Origin of the sequence: Pseudomonas sp. FSL R10-0399 (assembly GCF_009600165.1) — a bacterium.
Taxonomy (GTDB): domain Bacteria; phylum Pseudomonadota; class Gammaproteobacteria; order Pseudomonadales; family Pseudomonadaceae; genus Aquipseudomonas; species Aquipseudomonas helleri.
The window spans coordinates 14,125-36,320 of record NZ_WIWK01000059.1 but is presented as its reverse complement, the minus strand read 5'-3'; the positions used below and the strand labels follow the sequence as shown (position 1 = coordinate 36,320).

At 57.5% G+C, this 22,196-nt stretch carries 18 protein-coding genes; 4 read left to right on the top strand and 14 right to left on the bottom strand.

Translation table 11 applies throughout. The annotated features are described in order from the left end of the window. The 4 genes from GHO41_RS17080 to leuA form a co-directional block, all read left to right on the top strand. Positions 1-484: exodeoxyribonuclease VII large subunit (locus GHO41_RS17080; protein ID WP_305977935.1), on the top strand; the 484-nt coding region annotated here is incomplete at its 5' end. A 4-nt stretch (positions 485-488) separates the two neighbouring features. Then, positions 489-1,313: a peptidoglycan DD-metalloendopeptidase family protein gene (locus GHO41_RS17075; protein WP_153434194.1), complete on the top strand. Its 825-nt coding sequence runs from the start codon at positions 489-491 to the stop codon at positions 1,311-1,313. Between the two features lie 119 nt (positions 1,314-1,432). Beyond that, positions 1,433-5,668, top strand: coding sequence for a dermonecrotic toxin domain-containing protein (locus GHO41_RS17070; protein ID WP_153434193.1), 4,236 nt, complete (start codon positions 1,433-1,435; stop codon positions 5,666-5,668). A gap of 382 nt (positions 5,669-6,050) precedes the next feature. Next, positions 6,051-7,730, top strand: a complete 1,680-nt coding sequence (gene leuA / locus GHO41_RS17065) for a 2-isopropylmalate synthase (protein ID WP_048367074.1) — start codon at positions 6,051-6,053, stop codon at positions 7,728-7,730. A gap of 454 nt (positions 7,731-8,184) precedes the next feature. On the opposite strand, the gene GHO41_RS17060 is transcribed toward leuA, so the two are convergent. From GHO41_RS17060 to hscA, 14 genes are all read right to left on the bottom strand, one after another. Next, a complete protein-coding gene (locus tag GHO41_RS17060; protein WP_048367075.1) occupies positions 8,185-8,979 on the bottom strand; it encodes an amidohydrolase in 795 nt (264 codons plus the stop codon). Continuing rightward, positions 8,967-10,115 (bottom strand): pyridoxal phosphate-dependent aminotransferase, encoded by a 1,149-nt coding sequence (locus tag GHO41_RS17055; protein ID WP_153434192.1) that lies wholly within the window; start codon positions 10,113-10,115, stop codon positions 8,967-8,969. The genes GHO41_RS17060 and GHO41_RS17055 overlap by 13 nt, the downstream gene beginning before the upstream one ends. A 231-nt stretch (positions 10,116-10,346) precedes the next feature. Then, positions 10,347-11,816, bottom strand: a complete 1,470-nt coding sequence (gene der, locus GHO41_RS17050) for a ribosome biogenesis GTPase Der (protein WP_048367078.1) — start codon at positions 11,814-11,816, stop codon at positions 10,347-10,349. A 138-nt stretch (positions 11,817-11,954) separates the two neighbouring features. Then, on the bottom strand, positions 11,955-13,106 hold the full coding sequence (gene bamB / locus GHO41_RS17045; RefSeq protein ID WP_153434196.1) for an outer membrane protein assembly factor BamB: 1,152 nt from the start codon (positions 13,104-13,106) through the stop codon (positions 11,955-11,957). Continuing rightward, positions 13,099-13,740 (bottom strand): tetratricopeptide repeat protein, encoded by a 642-nt coding sequence (locus tag GHO41_RS17040; protein ID WP_048367082.1) that lies wholly within the window; start codon positions 13,738-13,740, stop codon positions 13,099-13,101. The genes bamB and GHO41_RS17040 overlap by 8 nt, the downstream gene beginning before the upstream one ends. A gap of 40 nt (positions 13,741-13,780) precedes the next feature. Next, positions 13,781-15,070: a histidine--tRNA ligase gene (gene hisS, locus GHO41_RS17035; protein WP_314916025.1), complete on the bottom strand. Its 1,290-nt coding sequence runs from the start codon at positions 15,068-15,070 to the stop codon at positions 13,781-13,783. Positions 15,071-15,092: 22 nt separating this feature from the next. Next, positions 15,093-16,202, bottom strand: a complete 1,110-nt coding sequence (gene ispG / locus GHO41_RS17030) for a flavodoxin-dependent (E)-4-hydroxy-3-methylbut-2-enyl-diphosphate synthase (RefSeq protein WP_019408672.1) — start codon at positions 16,200-16,202, stop codon at positions 15,093-15,095. A 3-nt stretch (positions 16,203-16,205) separates the two neighbouring features. After that, positions 16,206-17,189 carry a RodZ family helix-turn-helix domain-containing protein gene (locus GHO41_RS17025; RefSeq protein ID WP_153328851.1) on the bottom strand — a complete coding sequence of 328 codons (984 nt, stop codon included), beginning with the start codon at positions 17,187-17,189 and terminating at the stop codon, positions 16,206-16,208. Continuing rightward, positions 17,189-17,947: a type IV pilus biogenesis/stability protein PilW gene (gene pilW / locus GHO41_RS17020; RefSeq protein WP_048385878.1), complete on the bottom strand. Its 759-nt coding sequence runs from the start codon at positions 17,945-17,947 to the stop codon at positions 17,189-17,191. Before pilW ends, GHO41_RS17025 begins: the two co-directional genes overlap by 1 nt. A gap of 12 nt (positions 17,948-17,959) precedes the next feature. Then, positions 17,960-19,108 carry a 23S rRNA (adenine(2503)-C(2))-methyltransferase RlmN gene (rlmN, locus tag GHO41_RS17015; RefSeq protein ID WP_048367086.1) on the bottom strand — a complete coding sequence of 383 codons (1,149 nt, stop codon included), beginning with the start codon at positions 19,106-19,108 and terminating at the stop codon, positions 17,960-17,962. Between the two features lie 28 nt (positions 19,109-19,136). Beyond that, positions 19,137-19,562: a nucleoside-diphosphate kinase gene (gene ndk, locus GHO41_RS17010; RefSeq protein WP_048367087.1), complete on the bottom strand. Its 426-nt coding sequence runs from the start codon at positions 19,560-19,562 to the stop codon at positions 19,137-19,139. Between the two features lie 94 nt (positions 19,563-19,656). Then, positions 19,657-19,857, bottom strand: a complete 201-nt coding sequence (iscX, locus tag GHO41_RS17005) for a Fe-S cluster assembly protein IscX (RefSeq protein ID WP_153434191.1) — start codon at positions 19,855-19,857, stop codon at positions 19,657-19,659. Between the two features lie 96 nt (positions 19,858-19,953). After that, on the bottom strand, positions 19,954-20,295 hold the full coding sequence (fdx, locus tag GHO41_RS17000) for an ISC system 2Fe-2S type ferredoxin (RefSeq protein WP_153434190.1): 342 nt from the start codon (positions 20,293-20,295) through the stop codon (positions 19,954-19,956). 2 nt (positions 20,296-20,297) lie between these two features. Beyond that, complete coding sequence (hscA, locus tag GHO41_RS16995; protein ID WP_153434189.1) at positions 20,298-22,160, bottom strand: Fe-S protein assembly chaperone HscA; 1,863 nt, start codon at positions 22,158-22,160, stop codon at positions 20,298-20,300. Between the last annotated feature and the right edge of the window lie 36 nt (positions 22,161-22,196).

Sequence of the window (22,196 nt, the reverse complement as noted above, 5' to 3'; positions counted from 1 at the left end):
GCGTCTCGACGGGCTGGCCCGGCGCTTGCGCCATCCGGGTGAACGACTGCGCCAGCAGGCACAGCGCCTCGACGACCTGGACATGCGCATGCGCCGCGCGTTTGAGCGCAGCCTCAATACCCGCCGTGAGCGCTTGATACGTCTAGAAACACGCCTGTCAGCGCAACATCCGGGTCGTCAGCTAACCTTGCTCCGCCAGCGCCTGGACAGCCTTGCTGAGCGCCTGCCACGGGCGATGCGCGAAGGTCTCAAGGCCCGTCGTCTGACGCTGCACAGCCAGATGCAAACCCTGCACGTGGTCAGCCCGCTGGCCACCTTGGGTCGCGGCTACAGCATTTTGCTCGATGAGCGCGGCAATGCCATTCGCAGCGCCGAACAGACCCACAATGGCCAGCGCCTGAAGGCACGACTGGGCGAAGGCGAATTGCAGGTGCGGGTTGAAGACAACCACCTGACACCCGTGACCCTTTCTTTACTGGATTGAGCTGATGCCACGCTTTTTAACTGCTGCTTTATTGCTGTGCCTTGCTTTCAATGCCTCGGCCGCCGACAGCTACATCACCCGACTGCTCAACAAGCCGGTACCGGGCGGCGTGGCAGTGATCGACCTGGGCACCGGCGCGCAACGCCCAGAGGCCAAATACGATGGCAAACCGGTGTTGGTAGTCAAAGAGCAAGACACCTGGCGCGCCATTGTCGGCATCCCGCTGACCGTCAAGCCGGGTACGCAAACCCTGAACGCCAACGGCCGAAACCTGAACTTCAGCGTGGGCGACAAGAAGTACCCCGAGCAGCACATCACCCTGAAAAACCAGCGCCAGGTCAACCCCAACCCGGACGACCTCAAACGCATCGACAACGAGCTGGCGGTGCAGATCAAGGCGTACCGCACCTTCAGCCCGAACACGCCCAGCAACTTGCTGCTGGACAAGCCCGTCAACGGCCCGCTGTCGAGCAAGTTTGGCGTGCGCCGCTTCTTCAATGGCGAAGAGCGCAACCCGCATGCGGGCCTGGACTTTGCCGTGCCCGCAGGTACACCGATCAAAACCCCGGCCGCCGGCAAAGTCATCCTGATCGGCAACTACTTTTTTAATGGCAACACCGTGTTTGTCGATCACGGGCAGGGCTTTATCAGCATGTTCTGCCACATGTCGAAAATCGACGCCAAGCTCGGCCAGCAACTGGCGCGTGGCGATGTGGTCGGCAAAGTCGGCTCAACCGGTCGCGCCACCGGGCCACATATGCACTGGAACGTCAGCCTGAACGACGCCCGGGTAGACCCGGCGATCTTTATCGGGGCCTTTCAGCCTTAGCGAAAACGCCGGGGTTTGGTCACTGCTCGTGAGCAAACCTCCCCGCACTAGTTATGTATGTCAGGCGCAGTCAAGCCGGGGCAGATACTCCTCACAACTTTCTCTGTGAGGTGTAACCCATGAGTGATGTATTTCATTTATCCCAAGACTTGAGCGCCGACCTGATTGCGGTCAGCGCCCAGGACGAGCAAGACCGTGTCAAAAAATGGGTGCAAATCGACACTCAGATCCAGACCCTGCTGGCTGAGCAACCCACCCTCCACTCATTTATACACAGCGAGCTGAAGGCGACGTTTACCCACGCCACGCAGACGCTTGATCCTGAGCAATTGCTGATCAGTGAAGAGGGTGATACGCAGCTCTCCAGTGTGCTGGATATCCTGCTACAGGCGCTGTGTGACGGCCATGCGCCGGAATTCAACCTGCTGAAGGCCACGCTTAAGGTTGTGGATGATTCATCGCCCGTCACTGTGAAAGTGGGCGACTTGCAGAGCTTTATATCCCGCGCGCGACGTTTTTTTGCCAGTGACTGCAAGACCCACACAGCGCAGTTTTGGCAGGATAAAAGCAGCCAAACCGGCACTCAATCGCGCAAATCCTGGCTGCTCGACAAGCTCAAAGACGTGCTCAAGGCTGAAACCGAACTGCTGTCCCACGATGCCACGCTGACACCGGGCCAGGTGCAACTGATCAATAATGTGGTGCGTTACCCGTCGCTGAGCACCCGAGCTGCGCTCCCGGTCAGTTCGCGCCCGGCGGTTTATGCCCTGATACTTAAGGACCTGTCAAAAGAGCCACCGATTGCCTTCGCGGGTGCCTGGGTCATGACCGCGCGCGACGGCTCCGCAACCCTTGACGCATCAGGCATGACTCGCCTTTCTGACAAAACGACAGAAGTTGAGATCAACGCCAAAGCCAATGCCGGTGAGGCTGTGTTGTACACCCCTTCAGGTGGTTTGCAGGGCTTTGCTTCGCTGCAGACATTAGAGGTCGAACTTAACCGCCGTCACACGGAAATCGCTGAATTCGAATCATTACTGGAGCTCTTGTCCCCCACTGATCTGATGCGGGTTCAGGCGCTGTCTGAAAAGGCTGAAACTTCTCTTGAATTCACGTTTAAGGAGATTCACGGCTCAGTGTTTGAGTATTGGCTCAAGGTGCATGACGATCAGCGTCAAGCCAATCTGGAACACGCGCTGTCGTTAGCCAAAACGGTTTCGCCCGCCCAATTGAGTGAACACCTGGAGTATGTGCTGGACTACGCTCCACGCTTCAAACAGGCGAGCGCCCTCAATGCACGTATCGCCAAGTTTTTAGGAAAAAAGACCCGCCAATGGCTGCTTAAAGCCAACGATGCTGACCGTCAGGCCTGGTTTGAGGCGGCTGCGCATTACCGAACCCTCAGTTTCATTGCCAACGACAATGGCGAGCCCTCAGCCCATCAATATGGCGACAGAGCGTTTTTGCTGCGCTACGCCCACGATCAGTTGCAGAACTACATCCAGGCAGAATATGGCCTGATCGTTGACCCGGACACCGTCTTTATCACCACAACGGTGGCCGAGCGCGGTTCAGGCCCCATTATCCCGATCAGTGCCTATGCCTCCTCGTCCTACACGGCGGTGAACAGCCTGTCGCGTACCGGCCCGTCCATCAAGCTGGTCAGTACGTCCCGAACACTGTCGCAACTGGCCCTGGAGAACGTCGGTAGCCTGGACATTGACTACGCATTAACCGCCACCGTCTCAACGGGCAGCGCCGATGGACCACGAATGGACGCGTTGAGCGCTGCACAAATCAAGCACATCGTTCGCACGGTGAATATTGGCGATAGCTATGAGGCCTTCTTGCGGGACCGGTTCATCGAGTCCCCCCAAGCCCTCTCTCGTCGCGATACTGCCGCTCAATTGCTGATCGCCCAGATGCGCGTTGATGCACTTGAAGCGAAGATTTCCGGTGACTTCTCGCCAGATCGCCTGGACCGCGGTTATCGCTGGGTTGAGGCCGTTCTGAACGAGGTTGATGCCCCTGAAATTCCCGCCATGGTTGAAGGGCATCGCCTGAAGGTTCATCAATTGCTGATCAGTGAGGCCACAGTACGCGGGGTGCTGATTATCCTGGCACCGCCTTCAGGGGCTTATGCGCCTGACCCTTTGGAATTGAACCTCATCACACCGCAACCGCTGTCGTCCGTCAGCGCCCTGGTTGTCTATACCCCTGAAGCACCTGACGGCAAGCGGTTTCGCGAGTTTGAAAATCGCGCGCACATGGCGAATAAATTCCTCAATGCCCCTGAAATGGCCGGCTATCTGATTGGACGCGTCAGCGAAGGCGCTCAAGCCCGAGTCCAGCAACGGGTGACTGAAGGGCTCAGAGCAGCCGATGTTCGGGACACCGCGATTACCGGCGACTTCATTGAGAAAACCTGTTTGGCCGAGATCGAGCATGCCTTGGCCAGCGCAGATGCCTTGAGCCTGTCGACCACAGAAAGCAACCGTCTGGCCGTGTGGAGCGGCATAGAAACAGCGGTGGACATCGTCACGGTTATCCTGCCATTTAAGGTCACGGCCATGATTGCCCTGGGACGCAGTTTGATCGAGATGTGGCATGGCTTTGATGCGCTGAAACGCGGCAATCAGAGTGAAGCGATTGGGCATTTTGTCGGCATGATTGAACGCTGGGTGGATGCCGGGGTGGACATCGGGACCGCTCTCGCCAAATTACCCGCGAAAGGTACCTTGGCCTTACATCCGAAACTGGCCTACAAACAGGGCGTCGAAGGGCTGACCAAGCGCACAGACGGCGCCTACGCAGGCATCTATGAAAGGACGCCGAAACACGGCGGTTTCTCCCAATACTTTATCCAGCAGCAAAAGCATTGGTTTCAGGTGGTGTATGACGCGGACCGCCTGACTTGGCGAGTAATGGATATGCGTCGCCCGCGCGCTTGGTACCGCTCTGCGATTCGTCAGGGCACGGATGGTCTGTGGCGTATCGGCACACCGGAGTTGAGCGTGCTGGGGGGCGGGACATATTCGCTGGCCACTTTCAAGGTACGTGAGGCTTTTCCACGCTTCAGCCTTGATGAAGCCAAAAAACTGCTCGACCAATACAACTTTCCTGCACCTCGCCGAGACAAGATGGAACTTTATCTGGCCGAGTTCCTGGTCGAGCATAGAGAGCTGCCCCGGTGGGCCCAGCACTACCTCAAGCCAGGGCTAGATGGTGCCCCAGCACAAGCCCTCACCCCTGAGCCCGGCACTTCGAGCGCCGTCCCGTTAAGCAACAAGCGCAAGCGGCCCATTGTGGATGATGAGCCGGTACAACCTAAACCGACTCAACCGGTTCCCTCCAGCGGCACTAACGCACCAGGCACTGTCAGCAGTAACGAGTGGCAAAACTGGGCCCGAACCGTTCCCGGCGAAACTTATACCTCGGTCAGCCTGAATCCGCCCATTTCTGAAATAGGCAGCGGCTCTAATCTTCGAGTGATTAAAAAAGACAGCAAGTGGTTCGACATTTTGCCTCAGGGCAACCTGCCACTGGATATACAGGTGTACTTGAAAAAGCCTGGTCAGGTGATCTCGACCTATGAGCAACTGGAAAAGCTGATCTTGAAAAACAAGTACTTGCAACCGCGCCTGGCCGAATTTGAGGGAGGAGCGTGGGCGATCAAGGAGCCGCTGCTGCAAAAGCCGATCTGGCAATACGTCCTCAAGTCTCTGCCGGGCCTGACGCCAGACTCTGCACAGGTAGTGGCCAAGCGTCTATTTATGTTGTCCGACAGCACCACTTGGTTGCTCACACAAACCCGTATGCGCACGTTGACCGAAACGTTGTATGGCTGGTTTTCCGGGCATCTGACACATGGCTCCGGAGCATTGCGTGATCCCTTGGCCCTCTTGACGCCAGCCTTGGGCATTCGCCCTAAAACGTTGCTGGTTCGAACACGTGCTTCACCGACCTGGTTTGACCGGATCGACTTTTCATTGAAAGCCGGCGATTTATTAAAACTGAGCAATGCCGCTGGACTCAATGAAGTCATGCGTAGCCTGCTTCAGCGGCTCGGCTACACCATTTATGCGGACATCCCCGGGGTCAGTGAGTTGGTGTTCAAGCGATCAGGTGTGCAAACCATAAACTTCATGCAGTTGCACAGAGCGGTCGGAGCGGAGCTGGCGCTTGTCGTCGAACTGGAGGATGCGGTCACCCTTATGATCAATAAGAACCCGTTGTCTCCCTTGTCCCTGGCGCTCACCAATGCACGGGCCGAGGGCAAACTCATGACTTTTGTGGGAGGCGTCCAGAACACACCGCCGTACGGCCTGTCACAAGGTTTTATTTGCAGGACGTAGAGCAGTAACCGGCCAGTTTGTTAGCTGGCCGGGTTTCGCTAATCAGCGAAATACTTTTGCAGCACAAGATCAATGCCATACGCCTTATATGAACAATTTTTTCAACTGTTAATACTAGAAGACGCCATATAAATTCGATTTTTTGCTTTAAACGCGCAATTCTCCTAATGTTTTTCAGGCCGCTTGCCAACGTCTTTCGCAATGGTTAGGGTTGAGCCTATGAAAACACCTCATACCCTCATTCAATTACGCCAGCACCGAAGCCTCTGCCTCGTCAGTGCACGACTGCAAAGCTGAAACGCGCTGCCTCGTCCTCCCCTGCTTTGTATTTCTTCAGCGAGCCACTTGTCTCTATACGGCCCGCACATTAAAGGATTGCCTGATGACCATGCTCAAAGACCCCTCTTCCAAATACCGCGCCTTTCCGGTCATTGATTTGCCTGACCGTACCTGGCCATCGAAAACCATCACCCAAGCGCCTATCTGGTGCAGCTCTGACCTGCGCGACGGCAACCAGTCGCTGATCGAGCCGATGGATGCAGTGAAAAAACTGCGTTTTTGGAAGACCCTGGTCAGCGTTGGCGTAAAAGAAATTGAGGCGTCGTTCCCGGCTGCTTCGCAGACCGACTTTGACTTCGTGCGTACGTTGATCGAAGACGGCCACATCCCGGACGACACCACTATTCAGGTGTTGACCCAAGGCCGTGAAGACCTGATCGCACGGACATTCGAATCGCTGCGCGGCGCGAAAAAAGCCATCGTGCACTTGTACAACGCGACCTCGCCGTCGTTCCGCCGCATCGTGTTCAACCAGGACAAGGACGGCATCAAAGAAATCGCCGTCAGCGCGGCCAAGCTGTTCGTCAAATACGCCGCTCAACAGCCAGAAACCCAGTGGACTTTTGAATACTCCCCAGAGACTTTCAGCGCCACTGAACTGGAGTTCGCCAAAGAAGTGTGTGATGCGGTGATCGAGGTCTGGAACCCGACGCCTGAGCACAAAGTGATCCTCAACTTGCCTGCCACTGTTGAGTGCGCCACCCCGAACATCTATGCCGACCAGATTGAATGGTTCGGTCGCCACATCAACCGCCGTGACAGCGTGATCATCAGCCTGCACACCCACAACGACCGTGGCACTGGTGTTGCCGCCACTGAGTTGGGCTTGATGGCCGGTGCAGACCGCGTCGAAGGCTGCCTGTTCGGTAACGGCGAGCGCACCGGCAACGTTGACCTGGTGACCGTAGCCCTGAACATGTACACCCAAGGCCTCGACCCGCAGCTGGACTTCTCTGACATCGACGGCGTGCGTAAAGTCGTTGAAGAGTGCAACCAGATCCCGGTTCACCCTCGCCATCCGTATGTGGGCGACTTGGTCCACACTGCGTTCTCGGGCTCGCACCAGGACGCCATCCGCAAAGGTTTCGCCCAGCAGAAGCCCGACGCCCTGTGGGAAGTCCCGTACTTGCCGATCGACCCGGCAGACATTGGCCGTAGCTATGAGGCCGTGATTCGGGTGAACAGCCAGTCCGGTAAAGGTGGGATTGCTTACCTGCTGGAGCAGGAATACGGCATCAGCTTGCCACGCCGCATGCAGATCGAGTTCAGCCAGGTGGTTCAGCGTGAGACCGACCGTCTTGGCCTTGAAATGACCGCGCAGCAGATCCACAGCTTGTTGCACAGCGAGTATCTGCAAGCCAACACCCCGTACGCGCTGGTTAGCCATCGCCTGCAGGAAGAAAACGGCCACAGCGCGGTTGAGGTTGAAGTGTCGGCCAAAGGCGCTGGTGAGACCAACCTGCGCTGGAACGGCAAAGGCAATGGCGCCCTGGAAGCCTTGGTTGCCGGCCTGCCGGTCAAAGCTGAAATCATGGACTACAACGAGCATGCCATCGGTGCTGGCACCAACGCCAAGGCCGCTGCTTATATCGAGCTGCGGGTGAATGGTGAGCGTGCTGTGCATGGTGTGGGCATTGATGAAAACATCACCACCGCCAGCTTCAAGGCCCTGTTCAGCGCCCTGAACCGCTCACTGAGCGAAGCCGACGCTAAAGCTGCCTAAACGTCTGCTGAAACGCAAAAAGGCCCTGAGGTGCGAACCTCAGGGCCTTTTTTGTTGACGCTTTTGTAGGAGCGAGCTTGCCTCGCGATCTTTTGATCTTTCGCAGCCTTCGTGCCTCGTCAGCGACTACAGCCGGACGTAGCCTCGCAAAGCTCGTCAACTGCTACGGGCGTACGCAATCCCCCCTGTAGGAGCGAGCTTGCCTCGCGATCTTTTGATCTGGCTCTTTTCACGACTGCTGCGCAGCCGGACGTAGCCTCGCAAAGCTCGTCAACTGCTACGGGGAATGTCTGCGATGCATGATCCCCTGTAGGAGCTGCCGCAGGCTGCGATCTTTTGATCTTTCGCAGCCTTCGTACCTCATCAGCGACTACAGCCGGACGTAGCCTCGCAAGGCTCGTCAACTGCTACGGGCGTACGCAGCTCGCGATCTTTTAAAAGATCGCGAGGTGTATCAGTACTTCAGGTCGAAGTTGTCAGCATCCATGTACGCCGGGAAGCGTTCACGATAAGCGCCCAATTCGCTCGCGCTCAGGCTGACCTGGAACACGCCGTCGGCCTCGCCCGCGCTGAGCAAGGTTTCGCCCTGGAAGTCGAGGATCTGGCTGTCGCCGCTGTAGACCAACCCTTTGCCATCGGTCCCAACGCGGTTTACCGCGCCGACGTAGCAGAGGTTTTCAATCGCTCGGGCCGGTAACAGGCGGTTCCAGTGCAAACGGCGCGCACCCGGCCAGTTGGCCGTGTAGAGCAGCAAGTCTGTGTCATGGGGGTCGCTGCTCCACACCGGGAAGCGCAAGTCGTAGCAAATCAACGGGCGGATACGCCAGCCTTTGACCTCAAACTGAACCTGCCGCTCGCCCGGCGTAAAGTGCTCGTGCTCACCAGCCATCCGGAACAAATGGCGTTTGTCGTAGTGCAGCACTTCACCATCAGGCCGCGCCCACAGCAGGCGATTGCGGTGGCTGCCGTCTGCCGCCTGGACGATGACACTGCCAGTCACCACCGCATTGAGTTTTGCCGCCTGGGCTCGTAACCACTTTGTGGCCGGCCCGCCCTCTGGCTCGGCGAGGGTCTCGGACTCCATGCTGAAACCGGTGGTGAACATTTCTGGCAACACCACCAGGTCTGCGCCACGGGCCTGTTCAAGCAACTCCTCGAAGTGCTCGAAATTAGCCTGACGGTCGTGCCACGCCAAGGTGGTTTGCACCAGCGCCAGGGTTAAATCGGGTAAACCTCTTAGATCACGCATAGTTTCTCTGCTGCTTCGCGCAGCGTCTCCTCGCGTTTGGCAAAACACAGACGGACCAGCCGCTGCCCTTCGGGCGGGGTCTGGTAGAACACCGACACCGGAATGGTCGCCACACCGTGTTCACGGGTCAGCCATACGGCCATGTCGACGTCATTGAGGTCCGGACGAATGTGAGCGTAGTCGACCAACTGGAAGTACGTACCTGATACCGGCGTGAAGGTAAAACGCGATGGCTTTAACAGATCACAGAACAGATCACGCTTGGCCTGGTAAAACCCGGGTAGTTCTTCAACGTGCTCGGGGCTGGCCGCCATATAGTCGGCCAATGCGTACTGCAACGGTGTCACACCGCAAAAACTCACGTATTGGTGCACCTTACGCAACTCGGCGGTCAACGCGGGCGGCGCCACCACATAACCGGTTTTCCAACCTGTCACGTGGTAGGTCTTGCCGAACGAGCTGACAACGAAAGCACGATGGTACAGCTCGGGGTGTGACAAAACACTGACGTGAGGCACGCCGTCGTACACCAGATGCTCGTACACCTCATCACTGATCAGGTAGATGTCGCGATCGGCAATCAAGGCCGCCAACTGGTCCAGTTCTGCACGGCTGATCAACGCGCCGCTGGGGTTGTGCGGGGTGTTGAGGATGATCATGCGGGTGCGCGGCGTCAGCGCGTCGGTGAGTTTTTGCCAATCGATGGAGAAGTCGTCGAGCCCCAACTGCACATGCACGCAACGACCGCCGGCCAACTCGACCGAAGGTTCATAGCTGTCGTAGCACGGGTCGAACACGATGACTTCGTCGCCGGCATGAATCACCGCCTGGATGGCACAGAAGATGGCTTGGGTAGCCCCCGGGGTGATGGTCACCTCGGTATCGGCATCCACGTGCACGCCATAACTGCGGGCAATTTTGGCCGCCACTTGTGTACGCAAGGCAGGCAAGCCGGTCATGGGCGAATATTGATTGTGGCCACTGGCTATGTGTTGGCCGACGGCATCGCGCAACGCTTGCGGGCCATCAAAATCAGGAAAACCCTGAGACAAGTTGAGCGCGCCGGTTTCAGCCGCGAGTTGCGACATGCGCGTGAAGATGGTGGTGCCGACATTCGGCAACTTGCTGATAATCATGGCCGTTCCCTGATGAGTTCCCGGCTCTGACTACGGCACAGGACCTAGCGAGAATAGCCCAAACGCCAGACACGAAAAAGGGCTCCTAAAGGTGTGATGCCCGTCAGTGCAGCCACCTGCAATCTGAACGGTAGGAGCGAGCTCGCCTCGCGATCTTTCAAACGTTCAAAAGATCGCGAGACAAGCTCGCTCCTACAAGCAGCATTCCCCCAAGGAGCCCTCTTCAGCGCGTTAGCGCTTGTCTCTACGCTTTTTGTCGGCCTTTTTGTGGTGCGACATCATGCGGCGCTTCTTGTTGACCTGGCGGTCGGTCAAGGAGTTCTTGTTGGCTTCGTACGGGTTCTCGCCACCTTTGAACTCGATGCGGATCGGTGTACCGACCAGCTTCAAGACACGACGGTAGGTGTTCTCGAGGTAACGCACGTAAGACTTCGGAACCTTCTCAACCTGGTTACCGTGGATCACGATAATCGGCGGGTTGGCACCACCCAAGTGGGCGTAACGCAGCTTGATCCGGCGGCTGTTAACCATCGGTGGCGCGTGCTCGCTGACCGCGTCTTCAAGGATCTGGGTCAGACGGTTAGTCGGCCAGCGTGTAACAGCCGACTTGAAGGAGTTCTGCACCGATTGGTACAAGTTACCCACGCCAGTGCCGTGCAATGCCGAGATGAAGTGGATGTCGGCGAAGTCAACGAAGAACAGACGTCGGGTCAGTTCGACCTTCACGAACTCGCGTTCGCTCGGGGTCATGCCGTCCCACTTGTTGACGGCGATCACCAGTGCACGACCGGCTTCCAGGGCAAAGCCCAGCAGGTTCAGGTCGTGGTCAACCACGCCTTCACGGGCGTCCATGACAAAGATCACCACGTTGGCGTCTTTGATCGCTTGCAGGGTTTTGACCACGGAGAACTTTTCAACTTCTTCGTGGATCTTGCCGCGCTTGCGCACACCGGCGGTGTCGATCAGCGTGTACTTCTCGTCATTACGCTCAAACGGGATGTAGATACTGTCGCGTGTGGTGCCGGGCTGGTCATAGACGATAACGCGGTCTTCACCGAGCATGCGGTTAACCAGCGTCGATTTACCGACGTTAGGGCGACCGATGATAGCGATTTTGATACCGTCTTTTTCGCTTGGGCCAGGAATGCGCTTGGCTTCCTCACCTTCGAGAACGACTTCTTCTTCGCCTTCTTCTGGCTCTTCAGAGTCACGCGGGAAATCACCCAGGGCAATTTCAAGCAACTGCGAGATGCCACGACCATGTGCGCCAGCGATCGGGATCGCGTCGCCCATACCCAAGGGTGCGAACTCGGCGCGCGCCATGTCCGGGTCGATGTTGTCGACCTTGTTGGCGACGACATAAGAGCGCTTGTTACGTTTGCGAAGGTGCTCGCCGATCATCTGGTCAGCGGCAGTGAAACCCGCTTTGGCATCTACCAGGAACAGAACGACATCTGCTTCTTCGATGGCCAGCAGCGACTGCTCGGCCATTTTTTCGTCCATACCGTGCTCGTCACCGGAGATACCGCCGGTGTCGACCAAAATGTAGGAACGCCCTTGCCACTTGGCCTCACCGTATTGGCGATCACGGGTCAGACCGGACAAGTCGCCGACGATGGCGTCACGAGTCCTGGTCAGGCGGTTGAACAAGGTGGACTTGCCGACATTGGGTCGGCCCACCAGGGCGATTACGGGAACCATGCGGCTCTCCACTTCGTTATTTCAGAAAATACAAAAGCCGCTGCAAGGCAGCGGCCAGAGTTCGGAACAGCACAAATGTGCCGCAAACCTTGCAAGAGCAAGGCTGCTTGAGACTCTAGAGTCTCAAGCATAGACGCCTTAGCGAATGGTCAGGGCTTCCAGTTTGCCGCTGTTACCAAACACGTAAATCATGTCACCGACCACCAGCGGACGCGCCCGAAGACCGTCGCTGTCAATGCGGGTACGGCCAACAAAGCGACCATCAACCTGGCTCAACAGGTGCAGATAGCCTTCGAAGTCACCAACGGCGACATAGCTGGAGAAGACTTCTGGTGCCGACAATTGACGGCGGGCCAGCTCATCGTTGCTCCACAGGACGGTGGTCGAACGTTCGTCAACGCCTTCAACGGTGCCGGAAGCCATGCTGATGTAGACGTTGCCAAAACCTTGGGCGACACCCGCGTAGCTGGAAGCATCACGCTGCCACAGCACACGGCCGCTTTCCAGTTCCAGTGCCGCCATGCGGCCCTGATAGCTGGCGACGTACAAGGTGCCACCGGACAACAGCAGACCACCGTCAATATCGACGATGCGCTCCAGTTCCGAACGGCCTTGTGGTACAGCCACACGGCTTTCCCATACCGGCACGCCGTTTTGGGTATCCAGGGCAACGACTTTACCGGTCGAAAGACCTGCAATTGCCAGATGATTGGTCACCAGCGGTGCGCCCGTACCACGCAGGGTCAGAACACCCGGCGTGCTGTCGTAGATCCAGCGCTGATTGCCGGTGGACGCATCCAGGCCAATCAGGTGGTCGTCCTGGGTCTGAACCACCACAACGTCACCGTTGTTGGCAGGTGGTGCAAGCACTTCGCTGTTAACGCGAGCGCGCCACTTTTCTTCGCCGGTGCTGGCGTCGAGGGCAATCACATCACCCTGCAGAGTGCCGAGCATGAGCAGGCCATAGCCAACACCCACTGCGCCGGAAACAGGCAGCTCGAGGTCTTTCTTCCACTGAACGTCGCCGTTCATGCGGTCGAGCGACATCACGATACCGTTCACGTCAGCGGCGTAGATGGTATTACCTTCAACCGCTGGCGTCAGCATGTTGTAGGTTTTACCCTGGCCGTCACCGATCGAACGGTCCCACTGCTTTTGCAGAACGACTTCTTCTTTGAAGTCCGTCAGCTCAGCTGGCGGAAGTTCTTTTTTGCTGTTGCTGCTGCAACCCGCGGCCAAAACGACCAGAGCCAGCAATGCCGCATGTTTCCAACGCATCACTTCACGCATCCCCTTTGGCCAGGTCATCGAGCTTGATTTGTAAGCCACCTACCGCTGCCTCATCAGACAGTGCAGCCTTGGCTTTTTCGTAGGCAGCGCGTGCGTCATCGGTACGGCCTTGCTGTACCAGCAGGTCGCCTTTGAGTTCTTCACGGCTGGCCAGGAATGCTTTGTCCGAGTCACCGTCCAGCAATTTCAAGGCCTCGTCTGCCTTGCCTTGTGCTGCCAACACCTGAGCCAGACGCTGACGCGCCACTTCAGCCAGGGTCGGGTTTGCCGGTTTGTCGACAATGGCCTTGAGCTCGGTGGCCGCGTCATCCAGCTTGCCGGTGTCTACGGCCACTTTGGCCACAAACAGACCGCCAAACTGCGCGTAGGCAGAACCGCCGTACTCACTGTTCAACTTGTTGGCCAACTCGGCCACACGGCCCGCATCTGGCTGCCCGGTAGGCGTCAGTGCGGTTTCAAGCAATTGTTGGTAGAGAATCGACGCACCCTGCGACTGGTTCGTCTGATATTTGTGCCAAGCCTGCCAGCCGAACACCACCACCAGCGCCAGCAAGCCGCCAGTGACCAGGGGTTTGCCGTTGCGCTGCCACCAGTCTTTCAACTCGCCCAGCTGATCATCATCGTTACTCGACACCCCAACACTCCTTATTCGATAAATCGGCTGTTAACCCGCTTCAACCCTGCACGATGCAGGTGGCCAAGTGCTCAGAGAGAGCATCCCAGGCAATAGTTTGTTGTTCGCCCTGGCCACGCAGGGGTTTGACACCTACCACCTGCTGGGCCAATTCGTCTTCACCCAGAATCAGTGCAAACAGCGCACCGCTCTTGTCAGCCTTTTTGAACTGGCTCTTGAAGCTGCCAGCACCGGCATTGATTTGCAGGCGCAGGTTTGGCAACTGGTCACGAACGCGTTCGCTCAAGGCCAAGGCAGCCAGTTCAGCGGCCTCACCGAAAGCGCACAGGTAAACATCCACCTGCCGAGCAATTTCTTCAGGGATTTGTTCCAGGGTTTCGAGCAGCAGAATCAGACGCTCGATACCCATGGCGAAACCAACACCCGGTGTTGGCTTGCCGCCCATTTGTTCAACCAGACCGTCATAGCGACCGCCGGCACACACCGTGCCCTGGGCACCGAGCTTGTCGGTGACCCACTCAAACACGGTTTTGCTGTAGTAATCGAGGCCACGTACCAGCTTGGGATTGATCACGTACGGAATACCGGCAGCATCCAGGCGAGCCTTGAGGCCCTCAAAGTGCACACGGGATTCTTCGTCGAGGTAATCGACCAGTTTCGGCGCGTCAACCAGCACCGCTTGGGTGTCGGCGTTTTTGGTGTCGAGCACCCGCAGCGGGTTGGTTTTCAAACGGCGCTGGCTGTCTTCGTCAAGCTCGCTCAGACGCGAGGACAGGTAATCAACCAGAGCGGCACGGTAGCGCCCACGGGCTTCGCTGGTGCCCAAGCTGTTGAGCTCAAGCTTGACCGCATCACGGATCCCCAGCTCGCCCCACAGGCGCCAGGTCAGCACGATCAGCTCGGCGTCGATGTCCGGACCATCCAGGTTGAACACTTCAACCCCAATCTGATGGAACTGGCGATAACGGCCTTTTTGTGGACGCTCGTGGCGGAACATCGGGCCGATGTACCAGAGTTTTTGCACCTGACCGCCGCCGGTGATGCCGTGCTCCAGCACAGCACGTACGCAGGCAGCCGTCCCTTCGGGGCGCAAGGTCAGCGAATCGCCGTTGCGGTCTTCGAAGGTGTACATCTCTTTTTCGACGATGTCAGTGACTTCACCAATGGAGCGCTTGAACAGCTCGGTGAACTCGACGATCGGCATACGGATTTGCTTGTAACCGTAGTTATCCAGCAAACGCGCAACCGTGCCTTCGAAGTAGCGCCACAGGGGCGTCTGCTCGGGCAGGATGTCATTCATGCCACGAATGGCTTGCAGAGACTTGCTCACAAAAAATCCTTAATTCGTTTGGTTAGCCGCGCGCGATAACGGCTGCGTCAGCTTCGACCTTGTCGGCCGCCTTCTGCCGGATCAGCTTTTCAAGCTGGTCCACCAGGTTTTCATTCGTCAATTTTTGCGACGGCTTGCCGTCGATGTAAATCAGGTTGGGCGTACCGCCGGTCAACCCTACGTGAGCCTCTTTAGCTTCGCCGGGACCGTTGACCACACAACCGATCACTGCCACATCCAGCGGCACCAGCAAGTCTTCAAGCCGTACTTCCAGTTCGTTCATGGTTTTCACCACGTCGAAATTCTGCCGGGAACAGCTTGGGCACGCGATGAAATTTATGCCACGTGAACGTAAATGCAGGGACTTGAGGATGTCGTAGCCGACTTTTACTTCCTCGACCGGGTCTGCTGCCAACGAGATGCGAATAGTATCGCCAATCCCCTCGGCGAGCAGCATACCTAGGCCCACGGCAGATTTCACTGTGCCCGAGCGTAAACCACCGGCTTCGGTAATGCCCAAGTGCAGTGGCTGGACGATTTCTTTGGCCAGCAGGCGGTAGGCTTCAACGGCCATGAACACGTCGGAGGCCTTTACGCTGACTTTGAAGTCCTTGAAATTCAGGCGTTCCAGATGCTCGACGTGACGCAGGGCCGACTCAACCAATGCGGCCGGTGTCGGCTCGCCATATTTTTTTTGCAGGTCTTTTTCGAGCGAACCGGCGTTAACACCAATACGGATCGGAATACCACGATCGCGCGCAGCATCAACCACCGCACGCACGCGGTCTTCACGACCGATATTGCCCGGGTTGATCCGCAGGCAATCCACGCCCAGCTCCGCCACGCGCAGCGCGATACGGTAGTCGAAGTGGATGTCGGCGACCAACGGTACTTTGACCAGTTGCTTGATACGGCCAAAGGCTTCAGCGGCGTCCATGTCCGGCACAGAAACCCGGACGATATCGACGCCCGCAGCTTCCAGGCGGTTAATTTGCGCCACCGTTGCAGCCACATCATTGGTGTCGCTGTTGGTCATGCTCTGTACGGCAATAGGGGCATCGCCGCCTACCGGTACCGAGCCAACCCAGATTTTGCGCGATTCGCGACGTTTAATTGGTGATTCGCCGTGCATGACTTATTGACCTAACTTCAGGCGAGCGGTCTCGCCACTGGTGAAAGGAGCCACATCCACAACCTGACCGTTGTAGGTCACCTGCGCGCCGCGGGCATAGCCCAGGCGCACGCTGAAAGGCGGCTTGCCGGTCACATCAAGCGTGTCGCCCTTGCGTTTAAGACCACTGAACAGCACTTTGCCGTTGCCATCAGTGACTTGAGACCAGCAATCAGCGACATAGTTGATATTGACCTTGCCGGCACCCGCAACGGGCGCGGTGCTGGCGGCTTGTGGGGTAGCGGGTACGGCAGCCGGAGCAACGGGCGTGGCAGCGGCTGGAGCCGCTGGCTGCACAGGGGCCACTGAAGTGGCTGGCGCTGCTGGCGTTGAAGCAGCCCCGGTAGCAGGCAATGGCAGGTCAGTGCTGGCAGCTTGCTCTGTCGACGGTTGCGGCGCGGCTTCGCCTTCTACATTGGCCTGGGCCACCGCTTGGTCTTCCGGCTCATCGAGCGGGTGGATCTGGGTGGTGCCATCGGCGCCTTCAACTTCTACGTGCTCGGGGGCCAGACCAATCAGGTCCTTGGCGCGCATGGACGTTTGGTCCTGCCACCAGAAAAAACCACCGCCCAGGACGGCAATGAGCAGTAACAAACTAATGATGCGCAAAATGGTATGTGACACGCGCACGGGCTCTTCAATACGCCCCAGGCTGTGCACATTGCTGCCATTGGCATCGGTGCCGGTGTACACGTCGAACTCATGCACCAGGCTGGCCTGGTCCATGCCAAGCAATTTGGCATAGGCGCGGATGTAACCACGGGCAAAGGTATGGCCCGGCAGTTTGTCGAACGCTCCCGTCTCAAGGTTGCTCAAGGAACTGGCCGTGAGATTGAGTTTCAGGGCGACTTCAGCCAGGGTCCATCCATTGTTTTCACGGGCCAGACGCAAGGTCTCACCGGGATTGACACGAGTCGCTGCTAGAACTTCGGGTTGCGCCGCTTTCATCATTGCTCCGACAGGTATTGCTGATATTCCGGCGTGCCGGGATAGAGTCGTTGTAGTTGCTGGCCATAGTTGGCTGTGGAGGTGCGCTCATCGAAAACACTCGCCAGTCGCGCACCGAGCAATAGACTACGTGCATTTTGCCCGCTAAGCAGGCTAAAACGATCGTAATAGTCACGTGCTGGCACATAATGCCTGTCTTCGTAAGACATCTCAGCCATTTCGAGCAGTGCACGGGGTTGCTGACGGTTCAGGCGCAAGGCTTTTTCAAGCTGCTGGCGCCCCACCTCACGCTGCCCCAGCATGAGCGAAGTGACCCCAAGGTTCTCGTAAACACGCGAACGCTCAGGGTACAGGCTGTCTGCCGAGGCTTTTAGAAACTGGCTGTAAGCGTCCTGATAGCGCTGCTGCTCAAACAGGAAGCTGCCGTAGTTGTTGATGATTCGCGTGTCAGTCGGCCGCCCGCTTAACGCTGTCTGGAACGCCCGCTCTGCAAGCGCAGGCTCCATTTCGTACTGAAACACCAAGGCCAGTGCGGCGTTGGTGTCCGGGTCCGTCTTGTTGAGTTCGAGGGCTTTGCTGAGGGGGACTTTGGCTTGTTCGGCCATCCCTTGCTGGAGATAACCAAGCCCGAGCTGAACATAGGCCTGACGCGCTTCTTCACGCCCCTTGTCGCTACTCAACGGGTTTGAATCACCCGATGAGACACAGCCAGCCAAGAGGCCGGCCATGAGGACAGGGAGCGCAGCGCGCAAGATCATAGGTTTCCTCTCTCAGGGCTGAGCCGCAGCGTTTTGCGCCAGATCAGTCTCAGCATTGAGTTCGCGTGCGGCGATCAGGCGCGAGCTACGGCGGGTGCGGTCATTGACCTGACCCACCAACTGCCCGCAAGCCGCGTCGATGTCTTCACCACGGGTGGTGCGCACGGTCACGTTGTAACCCGCTTGCTGGAGCAGTTCCTGGAAACGGCGAATGGCGTTGTTGCTTGGACGCTCATAGCCCGAATGCGGGAACGGGTTAAACGGGATCAGGTTGATCTTGCACGGGGTGTCCTTGAGCAGTTCGATCATTTGTACCGCGTGATCGACGTGGTCATTGACGCCTTTGAGCAGGGTGTATTCAACGGTCAGAACACGCTTTTCGCCCAGGCTCGACATGTAGTTGCGGCAGGACTCAAGCAGCATTTTGAGCGGGTATTTCTTGTTGATCGGCACCAACTGACTGCGCAGTTCGTCGTTTGGTGCGTGCAGCGACAACGCCAGGGACACGTCGATGTGCTTGGACAGCTCATCGATCATGGGCACCACGCCCGAGGTGGACAGGGTCACCCGGCGCTTGGAGATGCCATAGCCCAGGTCATCCATCATCAGATGCATGGCGGCAATCACGTTGTCGAAGTTCAGCAGCGGCTCACCCATGCCCATCATCACCACGTTGGTGATGGCACGGTCAATGGTTGCCGGGACGCTGCCAAAAGATTTGTTGGCAATCCACACCTGGCCAATTACTTCGGCTACGGTGAGGTTGCTATTGAAGCCTTGCTTGCCGGTGGAGCAGAAACTGCAATCCAGGGCACAGCCTGCCTGGGACGAAACGCACAAAGTGCCGCGTTTGCCCTGGGGAATATAAACGGTCTCGACGCAGCTGCCGGACTCAACGCGTACCACCCACTTACGGGTGCCATCGCTGGAGATGTCCTCGCTGACGACTTCAGGTCCACGAACCTCAGCAATAGCCTTGAGCTTGTCGCGCAAGGCTTTGCTGACGTTAGTCATGGCGTCGAAATCATCGACGCCAAAGTGGTGAATCCACTTCATGACCTGACCGGCACGGAAACGCTTCTCCCCGATTGAGTCGAAGAATTTCTCCATTTCCGGCTGAGTCAGACCCAACAGGTTAGTTTTGCCAGTCGTTGCAATCATGTCTTCACCCTCACTCACAAGCCAATGCTTAGCGAGTGGTTACTTCAGTAGCTGCGAAAAAGTAAGCGATTTCGCGTGCAGCGGCTGCTTCCGAGTCGGAACCGTGAACAGCGTTAGCGTCGATGGACTCAGCGAAGTCAGCACGGATGGTGCCAGCAGCGGCTTCTTTAGGGTTGGTAGCGCCCATCAGCTCACGGTTCAGAGCGATAGCGTTTTCGCCTTCCAGAACCTGAACAACAACTGGACCGGAGATCATGAAAGCAACCAGGTCGGCGAAGAAGCCGCGCTCGCTGTGCTCAGCGTAGAAGCCTTCAGCTTCTGCTTTGGACAGTTGCTTCAGTTTAGAAGCTACAACCTTCAGGCCAGCGTCTTCGAAACGGGTAACGATCTTGCCGATAACGTTTTTAGCAACGGCGTCAGGCTTGATGATGGAGAAAGTACGTTGAACAGCCATGGTGTAACTCCAGAAACAGTGATTTAAGCGAAAAATTAAACCCGCGAATTATACGCGGGTTCTTGGGTATTGCATAATTACGAACGTTGCGGGCTTAGTCAGCCTCTTCGATCCACAAACCCTGAATGGCTTCGAGGACTTTCTCCCCGCCGCGATCCGGGATGTCGTCAAAGTCAGGCAACGCCATAACCAGGTTACGCAGCTTGACGAAGTTCACCGTCAGCGGATCGATATCCGGGTGAGCTTCAGCCAGCTGTATAGCAATTTCTTGTACATCAACCCATTTCAGACTCATGACAATTCCTTTAAGCAATTGGCGAGGCCATGTATCGGCGAGTTTCGCCCGATCGCAGCCTCGTGCCTCGTCAGCGACTACAGACGTGCAGCGCTATCAGTGCGGCGCTTCGGCAGCATGGTTGAGTGAGTATTTCGGGATTTCGACGGTCAGGTCTTCTTCACCGACAAGCGCCTGGCACGCCAGACGCGAGTGCGCTTCCAGACCCCAGGCTTTGTCCAGATAGTCTTCTTCGAGCTCATCGGCTTCTTCGAGCGAGTCGAAACCTTCGCGAATGATGCAATGGCAGGTGGTGCAGGCGCAGACACCACCACACGCACTTTCGATTTCGATGTGATTGTCGTGCGCCACTTCGAGAATCGATTTTCCAGTCTCAGCCTCGACAACCATACCGTCCGGGCAATGCTCGGCGTGTGGCAAAAAAATGACCTGCGGCATTGTTATTCCTCAATCTCATTCAGGTTGCGCCCCGCCAGAGCGGCTTTGACGGTCAAATCCATACGGCGGGCAGCAAAAGCATCGGTCACTTGCGACAGACGCTTGGTCTGTTGCTCGATAGCATAGCCATCGGTGCCTTCTAATAATTCGGATAATTCCTGCATTTGCAGTTCGATGACCATGCGTTCTTCGGCATCCAGCAAACGCTCGCCGTCGACCTCAAGGGCAGCTTGCACGGCTTCGATCAGGCGCCGGGCATCGACTTGCTGCTCGCGCAGGACACGGGCGACCTTGTCGTCACCGGCGTACTGGAACGAATCTTTGAGCATTTTGGCGATTTCGCCATCGGTCAGCCCGTACGACGGCTTGACCTGAATGCTGGCCTCAACACCCGAGCCCAATTCACGGGCCGAGACACTGAGCAAGCCATCAGCGTCGACCTGGAAGGTCACGCGGATTTTCGCAGCACCCGCCACCATCGGCGGAATACCGCGCAGTTCAAAGCGCGCCAGTGAGCGGCAATCGCTGATCAGCTCGCGCTCGCCTTGCAGCACATGCACCATCATGGCCGTCTGGCCATCTTTGTAGGTAGTGAAGTCTTGCGCGCGGGCCACCGGGATCGTGGTGTTACGCGGAATGACTTTTTCCATCAGGCCGCCCATGGTCTCCAGACCCAGCGACAAGGGAATCACGTCAAGCAGCAGCAACTCGCCACCATCGCGTTTGTTGCCCGCCAGGGTATCTGCCTGAATCGCAGCACCAATGGCAACCACTTGGTCCGGATCGATGTCCGTCAGCGGCTCACGACCAAACATCTCAGCCACAGCCTCGCGAACACGCGGCACGCGGGTCGAACCCCCGACCATCACCACCGCCTGAACATCTTCAAGCTCAATATTGGCGTCACGCACGGCACGGCGGCAGGCTTTGAGGCTGCGCGCAACCATCGGTTCGATCAGCGCATTGAAGGCATCACGGGTCAGCACTGCCTGCCAATCGCCATAGCTGACAGGCACCGAGGACGCATCGGTCAGCGCCTCTTTGGCCGCGCAGGCAATTTGCAACAGCTGGCGCTGAGCACCCGGATCAAGGTCCGCCGACAAACCGGCCTGCTCGACGATCCAGCTCGCAATGGCGTGGTCAAAGTCGTCGCCGCCCAGGGCGCTGTCGCCCCCCGTGGCCAGAACTTCAAACACACCGCCGGTCAAACGCAGGATCGAGATATCGAACGTACCGCCACCCAGGTCATAGATCGCAACAACGCCTTCTGCCTGCTGGTCCAGACCGTAAGCCACTGCCGCAGCCGTCGGCTCGTTGAGCAGTCGCAACACATTCAGCCCGGCCAAACGCGCAGCATCTTTGGTGGCCTGACGTTGAGCATCGTCAAAATAGGCGGGAACGGTAATCACCGCCCCGACCAATTCACCGCCCAAGGTCTTTTCAGCACGCTCGCGCAACACCTTCAAGATGTCCGCAGACACCTCTACCGGGCTTTTCGGGCCTCGCACGGTGTCAATGAACGGCATGTGCGACTCACCGCCGACAAAGCGGTAAGGCAGTTGCTCGCCCAATTGCTTTACGTCGGACAGACCACGACCCATCAAACGCTTGACTGACAACACGGTGTTGTAAGGGTCACTGGAGGCCGCCAGGCGTGCGGATTCACCTACCTCGACGCGGTCTGCGTGATAACGCACCGCAGAAGGCAGGATGATTCGACCTTCGGCATCAGCCAGCGGCTCGGAAAGACCACTGCGCAATGCAGCGACCAGCGAATTGGTAGTACCCAAGTCGATACCCACAGCCAGACGACGCTGGTGCGGTTGAGGACTTTGGCCGGGTTCGGCGATCTGCAGTAGGGCCATTGTGATCAGGACTTATCTGTATATCAGGCGTGCAAC